The sequence below is a fragment of the Streptomyces sp. CG4 genome (assembly GCF_041080655.1).
GTDB lineage: Bacteria > Actinomycetota > Actinomycetes > Streptomycetales > Streptomycetaceae > Streptomyces.
Map to the genome: position 1 here is coordinate 4,940,468 of NZ_CP163525.1, position 16,023 is coordinate 4,956,490.

Sequence of the window (16,023 nt, forward strand, 5' to 3'; positions counted from 1 at the left end):
CCCTCGGCGTTCTCTCAGACAGGTACGGCAGGATGTGCCCCATGCCCAGTGCAGAGATGACGCCCGCGAGCATGCACGAGCCCGAGCCCGTGCGGCCCGCCACGGCAGAACCCGTGCGGCCGACCAGTGAGGACGAGATCGCCCGGGCCGGCAGTGAGCTGATCGGCGGTCCGCTCGGGCGGCGCGCCCTGCTCGGGACCTCCTGGTGGACCCCCGTACGAGTTGTCGCGCTCGTGGCCATCGGCATGTTCGCCCTCGGCCTGGTCCAGAAGGCCCCCTGCTATCACAGCGCCTGGTTCTTCGGCGCGAGCAGCCAGTACACGCACGCCTGCTATTCGGACATTCCACACCTCTACCAAGGCCGTGGGTTCGCCGACCATCTCGTGCCGTACTTCGACAAGCTCCCCGACGACATGTCGGGTGGCATGGGCTACCTCGAATATCCGGTGCTGACCGGTGTGTTCATGGAGGTGGCCTCCTGGCTGACCCCGCACAGCGGCGGCATCCAGCAACAGGAGCAGTGGTACTGGTTCGTCAACGCCGGAATGCTCTTGGTGTGCGCGGCCGTCATCGCCGTCTGCGCCGCCCGCACCCACCGCCGGCGCCCCTGGGACGGTCTGTTGGTCGCCCTGGCGCCCGCCTTCGTGCTCACGGCGACCATCAACTGGGACCTGCTGGCGGTGGCGCTCACGGCCGCCGCGATGCTGATGTGGTCCCGGAGCCGTCCCGTCGCCTTCGGCGTCCTTCTGGGCCTCGCCACGGCCGCCAAACTCTATCCCGTGTTCCTGCTCGGCCCGTTGTTCGTGCTGTGCTGGCGGGCCGGCAAGTGGCGGGAGCTCACCCAGGCCGTGGCCGGTACCGCGATCGCCTGGTTCGTGGTGAACGCACCGGTGATGCTCTTCGCTTTCCAGGGCTGGTCGAAGTTCTACACGTTCAGCCAGGAACGGGGCGTCGACTTCGGCTCGTTCTGGCTGATCTGGGCGCAGAACTCCAGCAACCCACCCAGCACCGGCTTCGTGAACACCGCCGCCACGGTGCTGGTGGTGCTGTGCTTCCTCGGCATCGCCGCGCTGACGTTCACCGCCCCGCGTCGGCCGCGCTTCGCCCAGCTGGCCTTCCTGGTGGTGGCGGCCTTCATCCTCACCAACAAGGTCTACTCCCCGCAGTACGTCCTGTGGCTGGTGCCGCTCGCAGTCCTCGCCCGGCCCAAGTGGCGGGACTTCCTGATCTGGCAGGCGGGAGAGATCGCGTACTTCCTGGGCATCTGGATGTACCTCGCCTACACGACCAGCGGAGACGCCCACAAGGGGCTGCCGACTCACGGCTATCACTGGGCCATCGTGCTGCACCTGGCGGGCACGCTGTATCTGTGCGCCGTCGTCGTACGGGACATCCTCATGCCGGAGCGGGACGTGGTGCGCCGGTCGGGCGACGACGACCCCTCGGGCGGGGTGCTCGACGGCGCGCAGGACGTCTTCGTGCTCGGTACGGCAGCCCATCCGCCGCGGCACGCCGCCCACATCGAAGTGCCTCAGGTGGACTGGGGCAGGCCGCTCCCGCCCTCCTCCGAGGTGCGTTCGCTCTGAGCGAACGCACCTCCGGAAGGCCATGAAGAAGGCCGTACACGAGTGATGCGTGTACGGCCTTCTCGCTGTGCCGGCCCGGGCTCAGCGGTCCCTGAGCCGGTCGGTCAGCGGTCCACGATGCGGTCGAACTGCGTGGTGGTGTGCCGCAGATGGGCCACCAGCTCGTCGCCGACCTTCGGCTCCGGGGCGTCCGACGGGACGAACAGGATCGACACCTGCATGTGCGGGGGCTCGGCGAACCAGCGCTGCTTGCCGCCCCAGACGAACGGAGAAAGGTTCCGGTTGACCGTGGCGAGGCCGGCCCGTGCGACGCCCTTGGCGCGCGGCATGACGCCATGCAGGGCCTTCGGGGCCTCCAGGCCCACCCCGTGGGACGTTCCGCCCGCCGCGACCACCAGGAAGCCGTCGGAGGCCGCCTTCTGCTGCCGGTAGCCGAACCGGTCGCCCTTGGACACGCGCGTGACGTCCAGGACGGCACCGCGGTACTCGGTGGCCTCGTGGTCCCCCAGCCACAGCCGCGTGCCGATGCGGGCGCGGAACCGGGTCTGCGGGAACTGCTGCTGCAGGCGGGCGAGTTCATCGGCCTTGAGATGGCTGACGAACATCGTGTGCAGCGGCAGCCGAGCCGCGCGCAGCCGGTCCATCCAGCCGATGACCTCCTCGACGGCGTCCGAGCCGTCGGTGCGGTCCAGCGGCAGATGGATGGCGAAGCCCTCCAGCCGGACGTTCTCTATGGCCTGGTGCAGCTGGGGCAGGTCCTGCTCGCTGATGCCGTGGCGCTTCATCGAGGACATCACCTCGATGACGACACGTGCGCCGACGAGGCCGTACACGCCGTCGACCGACGACACCGAGCGCACCACCCGGTCGGGCAGCGGCACGGGTTCCTCGCCGCGCCGGTAGGGCGTCAGCACCAGCAGGTCACCGCCGAAGAAGTCCTTGATGCGCGCGGCTTCGTAGGTCGTGCCGACCGCGAGCAGGTCCGCGCCGAGCCGCGTGGCCTCCTCCGACAGCCGTTCGTGCCCGAAGCCGTAGCCGTTGCCCTTGCAGACCGGGACGAGACCCGGGAACTGCTCCTGCACGTGCTTGTGGTGCGCCCGCCAGCGCGCGGTGTCGACGTAGAGCGTGAGCGCCATGGCCGGACCCGGAACCTTTCTCGTGGCTGCGGTGTACTCAGAGATGTGAAAGCTGAACCCTATGGAATCAAACGCCCGTGGCTCAGCGGCGCGACATGTAGATGTCGAGTGCCTTGTGAAGCAGCTTGTTCAACGGGAAGTCCCACTCACCGAGGTACTCGGCGGCCTGACCGCCGGTGCCGACCTTGAACTGGATCAGGCCGAAGAGGTGGTCCGTCTCGTCCAGTGAGTCGGAGATGCCGCGCAGGTCGTAGACGGTGGCGCCGAGCGCGTAGGCGTCGCGCAGCATCCGCCACTGCATCGCGTTCGAGGGCCGGACCTCACGGCCGATGTTGTCGGAGGCTCCGTAGGAGTACCAGACGTGTCCGCCCACGATCAGCATCGTCGCCGCGGACAGGTTCACGCCGTTGTGGCGGGCGAAGTACAGCCGCATCCGGTTCGGGTCCTCGGTGTTGAGGGCCGTCCACATGCGCTGGAAGTACGACAGCGGGCGGGGCCGGAAGTGGTCGCGCACCGCCGTGATCTCGTACAGCCGCTGCCACTCGGCCAGGTCCTGGTAACCGCCCTGGACGACCTCGACGCCGGCCTTCTCGGCCTTCTTGATGTTGCGGCGCCACAGCTGGTTGAAGTTCTTGTGGACCTCTTCCAGGGAACGGTTCGCCAGCGGCACCTGGAAGACATAGCGCGGCTGGACGTCGCCGAAGCCGGCGCCGCCGTCCTCGCCCTGCTGCCAGCCCATACGGCGCAGCTTGTCGGCCACCTCGAAGGCACGCGGCTCGATGAAGTCGGCCTCCATGTCACGCAGCCGCTTGACGTCCTGGTCCTGGATGCCCTTCTTGATGGTCTCCGCGTTCCAGCGGCGGATGATCACCGGCGGGCCCATCTTCACGGAGAAGGCGCCCTGCTGCTTCAGGTGCGCCAGCATCGGCTGGATCCAGTCGTCCAGATTCGGCGCGAACCAGTTGATCACCGGGCCCTCGGGGAGATACGCGAGATAGCGCTTGATCTTGGGCAGCTGCCGGTAGAGGACCAGGCCGGCGCCGACCATTTCGCCGGTGCGGTCGTCGAACCAGCCGAGGTGCTCGGAGCGCCACTCCGCCTTCACGTCGGCCCAGGCCGGGACCTGCATGTGGCTCGCCGACGGCAGGCTCTGGATGTAGGCCAGATGATGCTCGCGGCTGATGGTCCTCAGGGTCAGGCTCATGTCGGGGCGCTCCTCGGGCTGGTGTGTCCCCATGGGTTCAGGGGCTCCGGCTCTCGCGCCGAAGCCTACTGCGCCGTGCGAGCGCCCCGACTGGGCGTACGGGCCTTAACCCCGGCCGGACGGAATGACCAGGGGTGACTCGTGAGGTTGGAAAGGGAAGTGGGACGTACGCCGTCCGGCGGTCAGCGGCCGATGACTCCGCCGAACAGTCCGCCGTGTGCCATGCCGATCAGGAAACCGACCCCTGCGGCGCCGAGACCCAGGATCAGACCGAAGCGCTGCCGCGTGGTCACCGAGATCCACTGTCCGTAGACGCCGACGCCGAGTCCGACCAGGCCTGCCCACGAGGTCAGCAGATGGAGGCTGTGGAAGAAGGACGTGATGAAGGACAGCACGCCGAGGACGAGCGCGGCCGCCGTCAGGCTGTCCTGGAGCGGATGGGGCTTGCCGTCCGTGGCGAAGAGGGAACCGGCGGTGTTGGGATGCAATGCCTGTGCCATGGGCACCTCCTGCGGAAAGCGGCGCATCGTAGCGCCGCACACACCCGTCGTGTACAGAGTGGCGGCCTTCACAGCCGGATTTCAACCGGAAGCGGGTGTGCGGGTAGTCTGTACCGTCTGCACCGGTGTCTGCTCAAGCCTGCCCAGGTAACACTGCGGGAACCCTCAGGGACCCCCGATTGTCAGTGGCGGCCGATACCGTTGCGTACGCATCACAACCCTCCTGCCACGGAACGACCGTGGCCGCTGAGTCCAAAGGAGGTGGGTTCCACATGCGTCACTACGAGGTGATGGTCATCCTCGACCCCGATCTGGAGGAGCGCGCTGTCGCCCCCCTGATCGAGAACTTCCTCTCCGTCGTCCGTGAGGGCAACGGCAAGGTGGAGAAGGTCGACACCTGGGGCCGTCGTCGTCTCGCGTACGAGATCAAGAAGAAGCCCGAGGGCATCTACTCGGTCATCGACCTGCAGGCCGAGCCTGCGGTCGTGAAGGAGCTCGACCGCCAGATGAACCTGAACGAGTCGGTCCTCCGGACCAAGGTCCTCCGCCCCGAGACCCACTGAGCCTTCCCGCTCAGCTGATCTCGGGATTCGAGTAGCAAGCAAGCAGCCAGAGCAGCAAACCCGCCGAGAGGTTCCCCATGGCAGGCGAGACCGTCATCACGGTCATCGGCAATCTTGTCGACGACCCCGAGCTGCGCTTCACCCCGTCCGGTGCGGCGGTCGCGAAGTTCCGTGTCGCGTCCACTCCCCGCACCTTCGACCGCCAGACGAACGAGTGGAAGGACGGCGAGAGCCTCTTCCTGACCTGCTCGGTCTGGCGTCAGGCGGCGGAGAACGTCGCCGAGTCGCTCCAGCGAGGCATGCGCGTCATCGTGCAGGGCCGGCTGAAGCAGCGGTCCTACGAGGACCGTGAGGGCGTCAAGCGCACGGTCTACGAGCTGGACGTCGAGGAAGTCGGCCCCAGCCTGCGCAACGCCACGGCCAAGGTCACCAAGACCGCCGGTGGCGCTCGCGGTGGCCAGGGCGGTTACGGCGGCGGTGGCGGCCAGGGTGGCGGCGGCTGGGGCGGAGGCCCCGGTGGCGGCCAGCAGGGCGGCGGCGCTCCGGCCGACGACCCGTGGGCGACCGGCGCTCCCGCCGGTGGCAACCAGGGCGGCGGCCAGGCTGGCGGTGGCTGGGGCGGAGGCTCCGGCGGCGGTGGCGGCTACTCGGACGAGCCCCCCTTCTAAGGGCTCGCATCCCCACTTCTTGATCACACAGGAGAAACACCATGGCGAAGCCGCCTGTGCGCAAGCCTAAGAAGAAGGTCTGCGCTTTCTGCAAGGACAAGGTCACGTACGTGGACTACAAGGACACGAACATGCTGCGGAAGTTCATTTCCGACCGCGGCAAGATCCGTGCCCGCCGCGTGACCGGCAACTGCACGCAGCACCAGCGTGACGTCGCCACGGCCGTCAAGAACAGCCGTGAGATGGCGCTGCTGCCCTACACGTCCACCGCGCGCTAAGGGAAGGGTGACCGACTCATGAAGATCATCCTCACCCACGAGGTCACTGGCCTCGGTGCCGCGGGCGACGTCGTCGACGTCAAGGACGGTTACGCTCGCAACTACCTGATCCCGCGGAAGTTCGCTATCCGCTGGACCAAGGGCGGCGAGAAGGACGTCGAGCAGATCCGCCGCGCTCGCAAGATCCACGAGATCCAGACCATCGAGCAGGCCAACCAGGTCAAGGCCCAGCTCGAGGGCGTGAAGGTCCGCCTGGCTGTCCGCTCCGGCGACTCCGGCCGTCTCTTCGGTTCCGTCACCCCGGCCGACATCGCGTCCGCGATCAAGGCTTCCGGTGGCCCCGAGGTCGACAAGCGTCGCATCGAGCTGTCCGCCCCGATCAAGACCCTGGGCGCCCACGAGACGTCCGTGCGTCTGCACCCCGAGGTTGCCGCCAAGGTCAACATCGAGGTTGTCGCGGCGTAACGCTGCGCTCGGCTTGAGCAGCTGAGAGAGGGGCCGCCCCGTGTGGGGCGGCCCCTCTTCGCGTCCGGGGTCGGGGTTCGGTGACCGCAGGCGCGGCATGTTTCACGTGAAACCGGGACGGTGTGACCCGTCGATCGGTTCAGCGGGTTGCGCCCGTCACGATCCATCTGCCCGACCGGGTGCGCAGCCACAGCGTCAGTATGCGGATGGTCATCATCAGCGTCATGGCCGCCCACAGCGCGGTGAGACCGCCGCCGAGCGTGGGGACCAGCAGGGCGGCGGGAGCGAACACCGCCAGGGTCACGACCATCGACCCGGCCAGATACGGCCCGTCGCCGGCGCCCATCAGGACTCCGTCCAGCACGAAGACGATCCCGCAGACGGGTTGCGAGAGCGCCACCATCAGCAGTGCGGGCAATGCCGCGTCCTTGACCACGGAGTCACTGGTGAACAGCGGCAGGAAGAGCGGCCGGGCGGCCACCACGAGCAGACCGAGGACCACACCGGTCGCGATGCCCCACTGGACCATGCGGCGGCAGGCCTCGCGCGCTCCATGGGGGTCGTTCGCGCCGAGATAGCGGCCGATGATGGCCTGTCCCGCGATCGCTATCGCGTCGAGCGCGAAGGCAAGCAGGCTCCACAGGGACAGGATGATCTGGTGAGCGGCGATATCGGCGTCGCCCAGATGAGCCGCGACCGCCGTGGCGATCATCAGGATCGCCCGCAGTGACAGCGCACGGACCAGCAGTGGAACGCCCGCCTGAGCCGAAGCCCGGATACCGGCGGCGTCCGGGCGGAGGGAAGCGCCGTGCCGACGGGCGCCGCGTACGACCACGGTCAGATAGACGGCCGCCATGCCGAACTGGGCGATGACCGTGCCCCAGGCCGAACCGGCGATGCCGAGCCCGGCACCATAGACGAGTGCCGCGTTGAGTGCGCCGTTGGCGACAAAACCTGCGACGGCGACGTAGAGCGGGGTCCTGGTGTCCTGCAGTCCGCGGAGCACTCCCGTGGCGGCGAGGACGATGAGCATGGCCGGGATGCCCAGGGTGGAGATGCGCAGATACGTCGTGGCGTAGGGGGCCGCGGTCGTGGAGGCTCCGAAGAGGTCGACGATGCGGGGCGCCAGGGGCAGGATCACGGCGATCACGCCGATACCGAGCGTCAGTGCCAGCCAGATACCGTCCATTCCCTGCCGAATGGCCGCCTGCAGATGGCCGGCGCCGACGCGACGGGCCACGGCGGCGGTGGTGGCGTAGGCGAGGAAGACGAAGACGCTCACCGCGGTGGCGAGGAGGGCGGAAGCCACACCGAGGCCGGCGAGCTCAGCGGTCCCGAGGTGGCCGATGATGGCGCTGTCGGCCATGACGAAGAGAGGCTCGGCGACGAGGGCGCCGAAGGCCGGGACGGCCAGCGCGACGATCTCTCTGTCGTGCCGCCGACGGGTGGCCTGGGGTATCGCGGGAGCCTGGGGCATGGGCGCTAATCTAATCGTCCACAGGTAAGCGACGCAACTGACTTATGACCCTTACTTCCCTTCTGGGGGCGCGTCCCTTCGCGCACCGTTCGAAGCGATCTTGATCCGACTGGGGAAGTTTTTCTTCTGCACAGCCGGTGGACGGTAAAGGTGCAGGTCAAGGCTGCGGCCAGGACAAGAGGGAGGGCTTGTTCACAGCGCTGTCCACCGGATCGTGCACAGGTTTCGGGGAGTTCTCCACAGCATCCGGGCCGTCGTCCACATGGCCTGTGGATAACCAGATTGGCTGACGGTGCCGAGGGGCCTAACGTGGTCCGGCGCCCCCTCCTTCCCTCGGCCTGGGAAGTGTTCTTTCCCAGGCCCTGGAACCGTCATAAATCCGACGCGCCGGAACCGGAGTTGGGCCTCTCATTTGTCAGTGTCGTGCCGTACAAAAGAGGACACGGCGAGGTCCGCTGTGCGGACGGGAGGAGGTGTCTCGGTGAGCATTTCCGAGCCCTTGGACGATCCGTGGGCCGACGCCGGACCCAGTGATCGTCTGCCGGCCTCCCGTCGACGCGGTGACGGCGGCCGGGGTCGTGACGAACAGCACGACCGGGGCCGGGAGAATGCCTCCTGGGACGAAGGGGGATCCTCCTTCGAGCGGGTGCCGCCGCAGGACCTGGACGCCGAGCAGTCGGTGCTGGGCGGCATGCTCCTGTCCAAGGACGCCATCGCTGACGTCGTCGAGATCCTCAAGGGCCACGACTTCTACAAGCCCGCGCACGAGACGATCTACCAGGCGATCCTGGACGTCTACGCCAAGGGCGAGCCGGCCGACCCGATCACCATCGCCGCCGAACTCACCAAGCGCGGCGAGATCAACAAGGTCGGCGGGGCCGCGTATCTGCACAGCCTCGTCCAGACCGTGCCGACGGCGGCCAACGCCGAGTACTACGCGGAGATCGTCCATGAGCGGGCGGTCCTGCGCCGCCTGGTCGAAGCCGGTACGCGCATCACACAGATGGGATACGCGGCCGACGGCGACGTCGACGAGATCGTCAACAGTGCGCAGGCCGAGATCTACGCCGTCACCGAGCAGCGCACCAGCGAGGATTATCTGCCGCTCGGCGACATCATGGAAGGCGCCCTCGACGAGATCGAGGCGATCGGCTCGCGCAGTGGCGAGATGACCGGTGTGCCCACCGGCTTCACCGACTTCGACTCGCTGACGAACGGTCTGCACCCGGGCCAGATGATCGTCATCGCCGCCCGACCCGCCATGGGCAAGTCGACGCTCGCACTGGACTTCGCGCGGGCCGCCTCGATCAAGAACAACCTTCCCAGCGTCATCTTCTCGCTGGAAATGGGCCGCAACGAGATTGCGATGCGTCTGCTGTCCGCCGAGGCTCGGGTCGCCCTGCACCACATGCGGTCCGGCACGATGACCGATGAGGACTGGACCCGGCTCGCCCGCCGGATGCCGGACGTCTCGGCCGCACCGCTCTACATCGACGACTCCCCCAATCTGTCGATGATGGAGATCCGCGCCAAGTGCCGGCGCCTGAAGCAGCGCAACGACCTGAAGCTGGTCGTCATCGACTACCTCCAGCTGATGCAGTCCGGCGGCTCCAAGCGTGCCGAGAGCCGCCAGCAGGAGGTCTCGGACATGTCCCGTAACCTCAAGCTGCTCGCCAAGGAGCTGGAGATTCCGGTCATCGCGCTCTCCCAGCTCAACCGTGGCCCCGAGCAGCGCACCGACAAGAAGCCCATGGTCTCCGACCTGCGTGAGTCGGGTTCCATCGAGCAGGACGCCGACATGGTCATCCTGCTGCACCGCGAGGACGCCTACGAGAAGGAGTCCCCGCGCGCGGGCGAAGCCGACCTGATCGTGGCCAAGCACCGAAACGGCCCCACGGCCACGATCACGGTCGCCTTCCAGGGCCACTACTCCCGCTTCGTGGACATGGCCCAGACCTGATCGGCCTGTCTGTAGGGGCTCATTGGGGTTCGGCTCTTCCAGACGGACGGCGTCCGTGAAATGAACTCGACGGCCGCAGCCCGACCCGGTGGACTGGGGCCATGACGACACCTCAGGAAGAGCTGCTCCCCACGACCCGACGAAGCCTGCTGCACAGGATCGCCGTCGCACAGGCCGAAGGGCGGGCGCCGTCGCTGGTCGCAGCCGTCGTACGGGGCGGGCGGGCCGTGTGGCACGGGGCGCGGACCTCGGTGGACGGACACGGCCCGGACGAGACGGTGCAGTACCGGATCGGATCCATCACCAAGACCTTCACCGCCGTCCTGGTGATGCGGCTGCGGGACGAGGGCCGCCTCGACCTCGGCGATCCGTTGGAGAAGCATCTGCCGGGCACCGGCGCGGGCGAGGCGACGATCGCTGAACTGCTCGCGCACACGGCGGGATTGGCAGCCGAGTCACCCGCGCCCTGGTGGGAGCGGACCCCTGGCACCCTGCGCCCCGAGCTCAGTGACGTGCTCGGCGCACAGCCCCTCCTGCACCCCGTCGGCCGACGGCACCACTACTCCAACCCCGGCTACACGGTGCTCGGCGCGCTGGTGGAGGAACTGCGGGGTGCCCCCTGGGAAGAGGTGCTGCGCAGCGAGATCCTCGAGCCGCTCGGTCTGCACCGTACGAGCACGCAGCCGCAGGCCCCGCACGCCGGCGGATGGGCAGTGCATCCCTGGGCCGACGCGCTGCTGCCGGAGCCGCTGGAGGACCTGGGCAGGATGGCGCCGACCGGTCAGCTGTGGTCGACCACAGGGGACCTGGCGCGGTTCGCGGCGTTTCTGGCCGCGGGGGACGACCGGGTGCTGAGCGCAGAGTCGGTGCGGGAGATGGGGACGCCGGCGGCGCCGGCAGAGGCGGCGGACATGCTGGACGGTGTCACCTATGGCCTCGGTCTGCAGATCCAGCGCCGTGATGACCGGCTTCTGGTCGGGCACTCCGGTTCGCTGCCGGGGTTCCTGGCGAACCTCACCATCAGCGTGGAGGACGACGTGGCGGCGGTGGTGCTGGCCAACTGCACCAGCGGACCGCTCCTGGGAGCCGTGGGCGCCGACCTCGTGCGGATCGTCGCCGAGGCGGAGCCGCGGATCCCCGAGCCCTGGCGGCCGCTGCGCGAGGTCGATCCGGCGGCCCTGGAGCTGGCGGGGCAGTGGTACTGGGGGACCAACGCCTTCGGTCTGCGGGTGTCCGCGGACGGTCTTCTGGCGCTCGGCCCACTGACCGGCACCGGCCGGCGTGCCCGCTTCCGCTCGAACGATGACGGCACCTGGACCGGCCTGGAGGGCTACTTCGCCGGGGAGCTGCTGCGGCCCGTACGGCGGCCGGACGGGGCCGTGAGTCACCTCGACCTCGGCTCGTTCGTGTTCACGCGGCAGCCGTACGACCCCGAGGCCGCCATCCCCGGTGGAGTGGACTCGGAGGGGTGGCGGGGCATCGGCTAGGCCCCGGGCGGCCGACGGGGATGTGCGACGGGGGTGTGTTTCACGTGAAACACACCCCCGTCGCGTTGTGGTCGCGCGATCCTCAGAGCCGCAGTTTGAAGCCCTCGTGCGTAGCGCTGAAGCCGAGCCGTTCGTAGAAGCGATGAGCGTCGGTCCGTGACTTGTCGGACGTCAGCTGCACCATCCGGCAGCCGACCTGCCGGGAGGTGTCGATCGCCCACTCGATCAGCCGGCTGCCCAGCCCGCTGCCCCGTTCGTCGGCGTGGACGCGCACGGCTTCGATGAGCGCGCGGGTCGTCCCCTTGTGGGAGAGCCCGGCAATGATCGTGAGCTGGAGGGTTCCGATCACGCGGCCTTCACGGACGGCGACGACGAGGTGCTGGTTCGGATCGGCGTCCAGGCGTTCCAGCGCGGCCCGGTAAGGGGTCATGTCGTCGGTGGACTCTCGCCGAGCACCCAGCGGATCGTCGGCGAGCATCGCGACGACGGCCGGAAGGTCGTCGGCTGTCATACGCCGTATTTCAAGATCTCCCATGCGCGCACCCTATGCGGGCGCGTTCAGGGATTCCACGGCCCGTACCAGCGGTGCCAGTTCGGGGTTCCTGGAGGCCTCGTCCAGGGCCTCGCGCAGGGCGGCGTCATTGGTGGGCCGTGCCTCCTCGAGCAACCGCAGGCCCGCCTCGGTGACGTTGGTGTAGATGCCGCGCCGGTCGGTGGGGCACAGATAGCGCTCCAGCAGGCCGCGGTCCTCCAGCCGGGTCACCAGGCGCGTGGTGGCGCTCTGGCTGAGGACGACCGCGTCGGCGACCTGCTTCATCTGCAGATGGCCGCCCTCACCGTCGTGCTGGCGGCTCAGCACATCGAGCAGGGAGTACTCGCGCACGCTCAGGTCGTGCTTCGCCTGCAGGGCGCGCTCGATGTGTGCCTCGATCCTTCCGTGCAGCGCAGAGAGGGCGCACCAGCCCTGTGCGAGGGCGGTGAGCGCGGGATCCGTCGCTGTCATGGGCGTTCTCCTCCGTCCCGGAGCGGCTGCATCAAGGGTAGAGCAAGTTCGCAATAGTGCGCGGTTGCCATTAGCCCGCGTCTGCAATTATTGTGAACGCACGCAAAGCGCTCCTGCAATCGTCTGGGAAGGTGTACCCCTCCATGCCTCTCGCGCTTCTGGCCCTCGCGATCGGGGCCTTCGGAATCGGAACGACCGAGTTCGTGATCATGGGCTTGCTGCCCCAGGTCGCGGGCGACTTCGGGGTCTCCATCCCCACGGCGGGCCTGCTGGTGACGGGCTACGCGCTCGGTGTGGTCATCGGCGCCCCGGTGATGACCGTGCTCGGTACGAAGGTCTCCCGTAAGCGCATGCTGATGCTGCTGATGGGCCTCTTCATCGCCGGAAACCTGGTCTCTGCGGTGGCCCCCGCCTTCGCGATCATGCTGATCGGACGCGTGGTGGCCTCGCTCGCGCACGGCGCCTTCTTCGGCATCGGCTCGGTCGTCGCGGCCGAGTTGGTGGCGCCCCACAAGAAGGCGGGCGCCATCGCCATGATGTTCACCGGTCTGACCGTCGCCAATGTGGTCGGCGTTCCGCTGGGCACGCTCATCGGCCAGCACGTCGGCTGGCGCGTCACCTTCGGCATCGTCGCCGCCCTCGGGGTCGTCGGTCTGGCCGGCGTCGCCAAGCTGGTGCCCGAGATGCCGCGGCCCGAGGGCGTGCACCTGCGGCATGAGCTGGCCGCCTTCAAGAACGCCCAGGTCCTGCTCGCCATGGCGATGACCGTCCTCGGCTTCGGCGGCGTCTTCGCGGCCATCACCTACATCGCGCCGATGATGACCCACATCGCGGGCTTCGCCGACGGCTCGGTCACCTGGCTGCTGGTCCTGTTCGGCCTCGGCATGGTCGGCGGCAACCTCGTCGGCGGCAAGTTCGCCGACCGCGCCCTGATGCCGATGCTGTACGTCTCCCTGGGCGCCCTGGCCGTGGTTCTGGCCCTCTTCACGCTCACCGCCCACAACAAGATCGCGGCGGCTGTCACCATCGCCCTGATCGGCGCCCTGGGCTTCGCGACCGTACCCCCGCTCCAGAAGCGCGTACTCGACCAGGCGCACGGCGCGCCGACGCTCGCGTCGGCCGTGAACATCGGCGCCTTCAACCTGGGCAATGCGCTCTCCGCCTGGCTCGGCGGCATGGTGATCGCGGCCGGCTACGGCTACACGGCGCCCAACTGGGTCGGCGCAGTCCTTGCCGCGACCGCGCTGGTCCTCGCCGTCCTCTCGGCGGCGCTGGAGCACCGCGCCGGAGCCCGCAGCACCGTGATCGCCTCCGGGACGTCCACCGAGCAGCAGACGCCGGTCCACTACTGAGCCTTCGGACCCACAGGGGGCCTCGCCGCCCGCAGTTCCTCGCAGACCTCCGCGCCGGGGCGCGTCCCCCGGTACGGCAAGCACCCCATCTCAGCAACACCCGAGGAGAGACTCTCCATGAGCACCACCACCGTCGCCCCGCTGTCCATCGAGGACGCCGACCTGCTGGTCGCCACGGCCCGCCGCGCGGCCGAGGACGCCGGGGTCACCGTCAGTGTCACCGTTCTGGACGCCGGCGGCCATCTGCTCGCCTTCCGTCGGGACGACAGGGCCGTGCTGATCTCCGGCGAGACCAGCACCCGCAAGGCCTACACGGCGCTGCAGCTGAACGCCCCCACCGCCGACCTGGTCGATGCCGTCCAGCCGGGTGGCCTCTTCCACACGCTGCCCACGGCCCTCGACCGGCCCCTGCTGTTCATCGCGGGCGGTGTGCCCGTCCACCGGGACGGCAGGCTGATCGGCGCGATCGGCGTCGGCGGCGGTGCACCGGAGCAGGACCACGGCTTCGCCAGCGCGGCCGTGCAGGCACTCGCCTGATCACGCCACCCCACAGGGACAACGCCGGCCCCGCCGTACGACACGGCGGGGCCGGCGTGCGTCGTACGACGGCTCAGCCGGCGGCCACCGTCAGCGGTGCGAATCGTCGCGTCCAGTCCCCCGGAAGATCCGTGATGCCGTAGGTCATCACCGCGTTGAAGGCCACGGAGGTCAGCCCCCGCTCCTTTGCCCAGATCAGCAGCTTCTCATGGCGGATGTCGATGTCGGTGCGCAGCGGACGGTCGGTATGGGCGGCCAGCGAGGCGATGAGGGCCTGGGCGGTCTCCGTGTCCGCGGCGATCAGCGGACCGACGACATGGGTGTCCATGTTGGGCCATGCGGCCGCGTAGCCGATGATCCGGCCGTCCTCTTCGGCCACCCGCAACTGGTCGGCAAACGCGGGCAGCCGAGTGATCAGGGGAGTGCGGTCGACGCCGAACACCCCGTCGTCGAGCCGCAGGATCGAGGGAAGGTCCTCCGCGGTGGCGGCGCGGGTCGGTACGCCGGATTCCGGCCCGCCGGGAGTGAAGCGGCCCGTCAGCATCTCCGCCCGGCCCGTCACCTTGAAGCCCAGTTCTTCGTACAGGGGAAGGCCGTTGGGCGTGGCGTGCAACGTGAGCGGAGTGGTGCCCATGGCCGACACGACACGGCGCATCAAACGGCGCCCGACGCCCTGGCGGGCATGACGTTCGGCCACCAGAACCATGCCGATGGCACCGAGATCCACGCGCTCCCACGAGCCGTACTCCGTGACGACGCACGCGGCGACGAGACCACCCTCGGGGTCGTCGATGCCGAAGCCCTTTCCGGCAGCAAGGAGGAGACCCCACTTGTGCTCTTCGCGTGGCCACCCCCGGTTCTCGGACAAGTCGGCGCAGGCGGTGAGATCGCGAAGCGTCAGACGGCGGATGGGCAGAGCGGCGAGGGAAGGAGTCGACACGCAGGTCAGGCTGTCCGACCGGCAGCCCCGGCGTCCACCCGTTTCGCCGCAGACACACGTGCTTTTGGCCATGCTGTATCCATGTGCACAGCCCATGGACAGGGCGGAACGCGTTTCACGTGAAACGTCGGCACCCCGTTAGCCTCGGCCCATGGCGAGACTTCATCTCTTCGATCTCGACGGCACGTTGCTGCATGGCAGTACGGCACCGGTGGAGATCTCCCGGCAGTTGGGACGGGAAGCGGAGACCGTGGCACTGGACCGGGCCATCGCGGAGGGACGGATCGGCCCGCCGGAGTACGCGGCGCAGGTGTACGAACTGTGGGCCGATCTGACCGAGGCGCATGTCAGCGCCGCATTCGAGGCGGCTCCCTGGCTGGCCCGCATCCGTGAGGTCTGGGCAGAGATCAGAAGCGCGGGCGAATACTGCGCGGTGGTGTCTCTCTCACCGTCCTTCTTCGTGGAACGCCTTCTCGGTTGGGGTGCGCACGCGGCGCACGGATCCCGCTTTCCGGCCGTGCCGTTCACCGAGCCCGTCGATCCGTCCGGGGTGCTCAGTGCCGCGGCCAAGGTGACTGTCGCGGACCGGCTCTGCGAGGAGTTCGGCGTGGTGCGGGCGGAGTGTGTGGCCTACGGCGACTCATCGTCGGACAAGGACCTGTTCGCTGCCGTACCGGTTTCCGTCGCGGTCAACGCGGATGCCCATCTGGCCGAGTTCGCGACGCACTCCTACACGGGGCGGGATCTGTGGGATGCCTATGAATTGGTTCGCTCTGCCCGCTAGCTGACGGAGTTCGTGGTATGCCCTCTTGCCCGATTCGTGAGGGAGTAAAGGGGGACTTGTGTGTGCGGCGCGGGCCGGTAGGG

Annotated in this window: 17 protein-coding genes; 10 read left to right on the forward strand and 7 right to left on the reverse strand. The window is 68.6% G+C overall.

Annotation, left to right across the window (positions count from 1 at the left end):
• Positions 1–41: 41 nt before the first annotated feature.
• Positions 42–1,586 carry a glycosyltransferase family 87 protein gene (locus AB5L52_RS22280; RefSeq protein WP_369365778.1) on the forward strand — a complete coding sequence of 515 codons (1,545 nt, stop codon included), beginning with the start codon at positions 42–44 and terminating at the stop codon, positions 1,584–1,586.
• Positions 1,587–1,690: 104 nt separating this feature from the next.
• On the opposite strand, the gene AB5L52_RS22285 is transcribed toward AB5L52_RS22280, so the two are convergent.
• The 3 genes from AB5L52_RS22285 to AB5L52_RS22295 all read right to left on the reverse strand — a co-directional run bounded on the left by AB5L52_RS22285 (position 1,691) and on the right by AB5L52_RS22295 (position 4,426).
• Positions 1,691–2,722 carry an alanine racemase gene (locus AB5L52_RS22285; protein ID WP_351016889.1) on the reverse strand — a complete coding sequence of 344 codons (1,032 nt, stop codon included), beginning with the start codon at positions 2,720–2,722 and terminating at the stop codon, positions 1,691–1,693.
• Between the two features lie 82 nt (positions 2,723–2,804).
• On the reverse strand, positions 2,805–3,926 hold the full coding sequence (femX, locus tag AB5L52_RS22290) for a peptidoglycan bridge formation glycyltransferase FemX (RefSeq protein WP_351016886.1): 1,122 nt from the start codon (positions 3,924–3,926) through the stop codon (positions 2,805–2,807).
• 182 nt (positions 3,927–4,108) lie between these two features.
• Positions 4,109–4,426: a hypothetical protein gene (locus AB5L52_RS22295; protein ID WP_351016883.1), complete on the reverse strand. Its 318-nt coding sequence runs from the start codon at positions 4,424–4,426 to the stop codon at positions 4,109–4,111.
• A 272-nt stretch (positions 4,427–4,698) separates the two neighbouring features.
• On the opposite strand from AB5L52_RS22295, the gene rpsF reads away from it, so the two are divergent.
• The 4 genes from rpsF to rplI all read left to right on the forward strand — a co-directional run bounded on the left by rpsF (position 4,699) and on the right by rplI (position 6,400).
• The gene (gene rpsF / locus AB5L52_RS22300; protein ID WP_003956532.1) at positions 4,699–4,989 is read left to right on the forward strand and encodes a 30S ribosomal protein S6; all 291 of its coding nucleotides are present in this window, start codon (positions 4,699–4,701) and stop codon (positions 4,987–4,989) included.
• A 77-nt stretch (positions 4,990–5,066) separates the two neighbouring features.
• The gene (locus AB5L52_RS22305) at positions 5,067–5,657 is read left to right on the forward strand and encodes a single-stranded DNA-binding protein (protein WP_351601012.1); all 591 of its coding nucleotides are present in this window, start codon (positions 5,067–5,069) and stop codon (positions 5,655–5,657) included.
• A 41-nt stretch (positions 5,658–5,698) separates the two neighbouring features.
• Positions 5,699–5,935 carry a 30S ribosomal protein S18 gene (rpsR, locus tag AB5L52_RS22310; RefSeq protein ID WP_003949403.1) on the forward strand — a complete coding sequence of 79 codons (237 nt, stop codon included), beginning with the start codon at positions 5,699–5,701 and terminating at the stop codon, positions 5,933–5,935.
• An 18-nt stretch (positions 5,936–5,953) separates the two neighbouring features.
• The gene (rplI, locus tag AB5L52_RS22315; RefSeq protein WP_208899907.1) at positions 5,954–6,400 is read left to right on the forward strand and encodes a 50S ribosomal protein L9; all 447 of its coding nucleotides are present in this window, start codon (positions 5,954–5,956) and stop codon (positions 6,398–6,400) included.
• 139 nt (positions 6,401–6,539) lie between these two features.
• Here the strand turns inward: rplI and AB5L52_RS22320 are convergent, their stop codons facing one another.
• Positions 6,540–7,877: an MATE family efflux transporter gene (locus tag AB5L52_RS22320; protein ID WP_369365783.1), complete on the reverse strand. Its 1,338-nt coding sequence runs from the start codon at positions 7,875–7,877 to the stop codon at positions 6,540–6,542.
• 481 nt (positions 7,878–8,358) lie between these two features.
• Between AB5L52_RS22320 and dnaB the strand changes: the two genes are divergently transcribed.
• Complete coding sequence (gene dnaB, locus AB5L52_RS22325; RefSeq protein ID WP_031225379.1) at positions 8,359–9,837, forward strand: replicative DNA helicase; 1,479 nt, start codon at positions 8,359–8,361, stop codon at positions 9,835–9,837.
• A gap of 101 nt (positions 9,838–9,938) precedes the next feature.
• Positions 9,939–11,324 carry a serine hydrolase domain-containing protein gene (locus AB5L52_RS22330; RefSeq protein WP_369365785.1) on the forward strand — a complete coding sequence of 462 codons (1,386 nt, stop codon included), beginning with the start codon at positions 9,939–9,941 and terminating at the stop codon, positions 11,322–11,324.
• Between the two features lie 82 nt (positions 11,325–11,406).
• On the opposite strand, the gene AB5L52_RS22335 is transcribed toward AB5L52_RS22330, so the two are convergent.
• Positions 11,407–11,859, reverse strand: a complete 453-nt coding sequence (locus AB5L52_RS22335; RefSeq protein ID WP_351577694.1) for a GNAT family N-acetyltransferase — start codon at positions 11,857–11,859, stop codon at positions 11,407–11,409.
• A gap of 9 nt (positions 11,860–11,868) precedes the next feature.
• On the reverse strand, positions 11,869–12,327 hold the full coding sequence (locus AB5L52_RS22340; protein WP_351016867.1) for a MarR family transcriptional regulator: 459 nt from the start codon (positions 12,325–12,327) through the stop codon (positions 11,869–11,871).
• Positions 12,328–12,470: 143 nt separating this feature from the next.
• Here AB5L52_RS22340 and AB5L52_RS22345 point away from each other — a divergent pair, with 143 nt between their 5' ends.
• The gene (locus AB5L52_RS22345; protein WP_369365789.1) at positions 12,471–13,679 is read left to right on the forward strand and encodes an MFS transporter; all 1,209 of its coding nucleotides are present in this window, start codon (positions 12,471–12,473) and stop codon (positions 13,677–13,679) included.
• A 117-nt stretch (positions 13,680–13,796) separates the two neighbouring features.
• Complete coding sequence (locus tag AB5L52_RS22350; RefSeq protein WP_369365791.1) at positions 13,797–14,216, forward strand: heme-binding protein; 420 nt, start codon at positions 13,797–13,799, stop codon at positions 14,214–14,216.
• 73 nt (positions 14,217–14,289) lie between these two features.
• Here the strand turns inward: AB5L52_RS22350 and AB5L52_RS22355 are convergent, their stop codons facing one another.
• Positions 14,290–15,156, reverse strand: coding sequence for a GNAT family N-acetyltransferase (locus AB5L52_RS22355; RefSeq protein WP_369365793.1), 867 nt, complete (start codon positions 15,154–15,156; stop codon positions 14,290–14,292).
• Positions 15,157–15,307: 151 nt separating this feature from the next.
• Here AB5L52_RS22355 and AB5L52_RS22360 point away from each other — a divergent pair, with 151 nt between their 5' ends.
• Positions 15,308–15,940 (forward strand): HAD-IB family phosphatase, encoded by a 633-nt coding sequence (locus AB5L52_RS22360; RefSeq protein WP_351016857.1) that lies wholly within the window; start codon positions 15,308–15,310, stop codon positions 15,938–15,940.
• Positions 15,941–16,023: the final 83 nt, after the last annotated feature.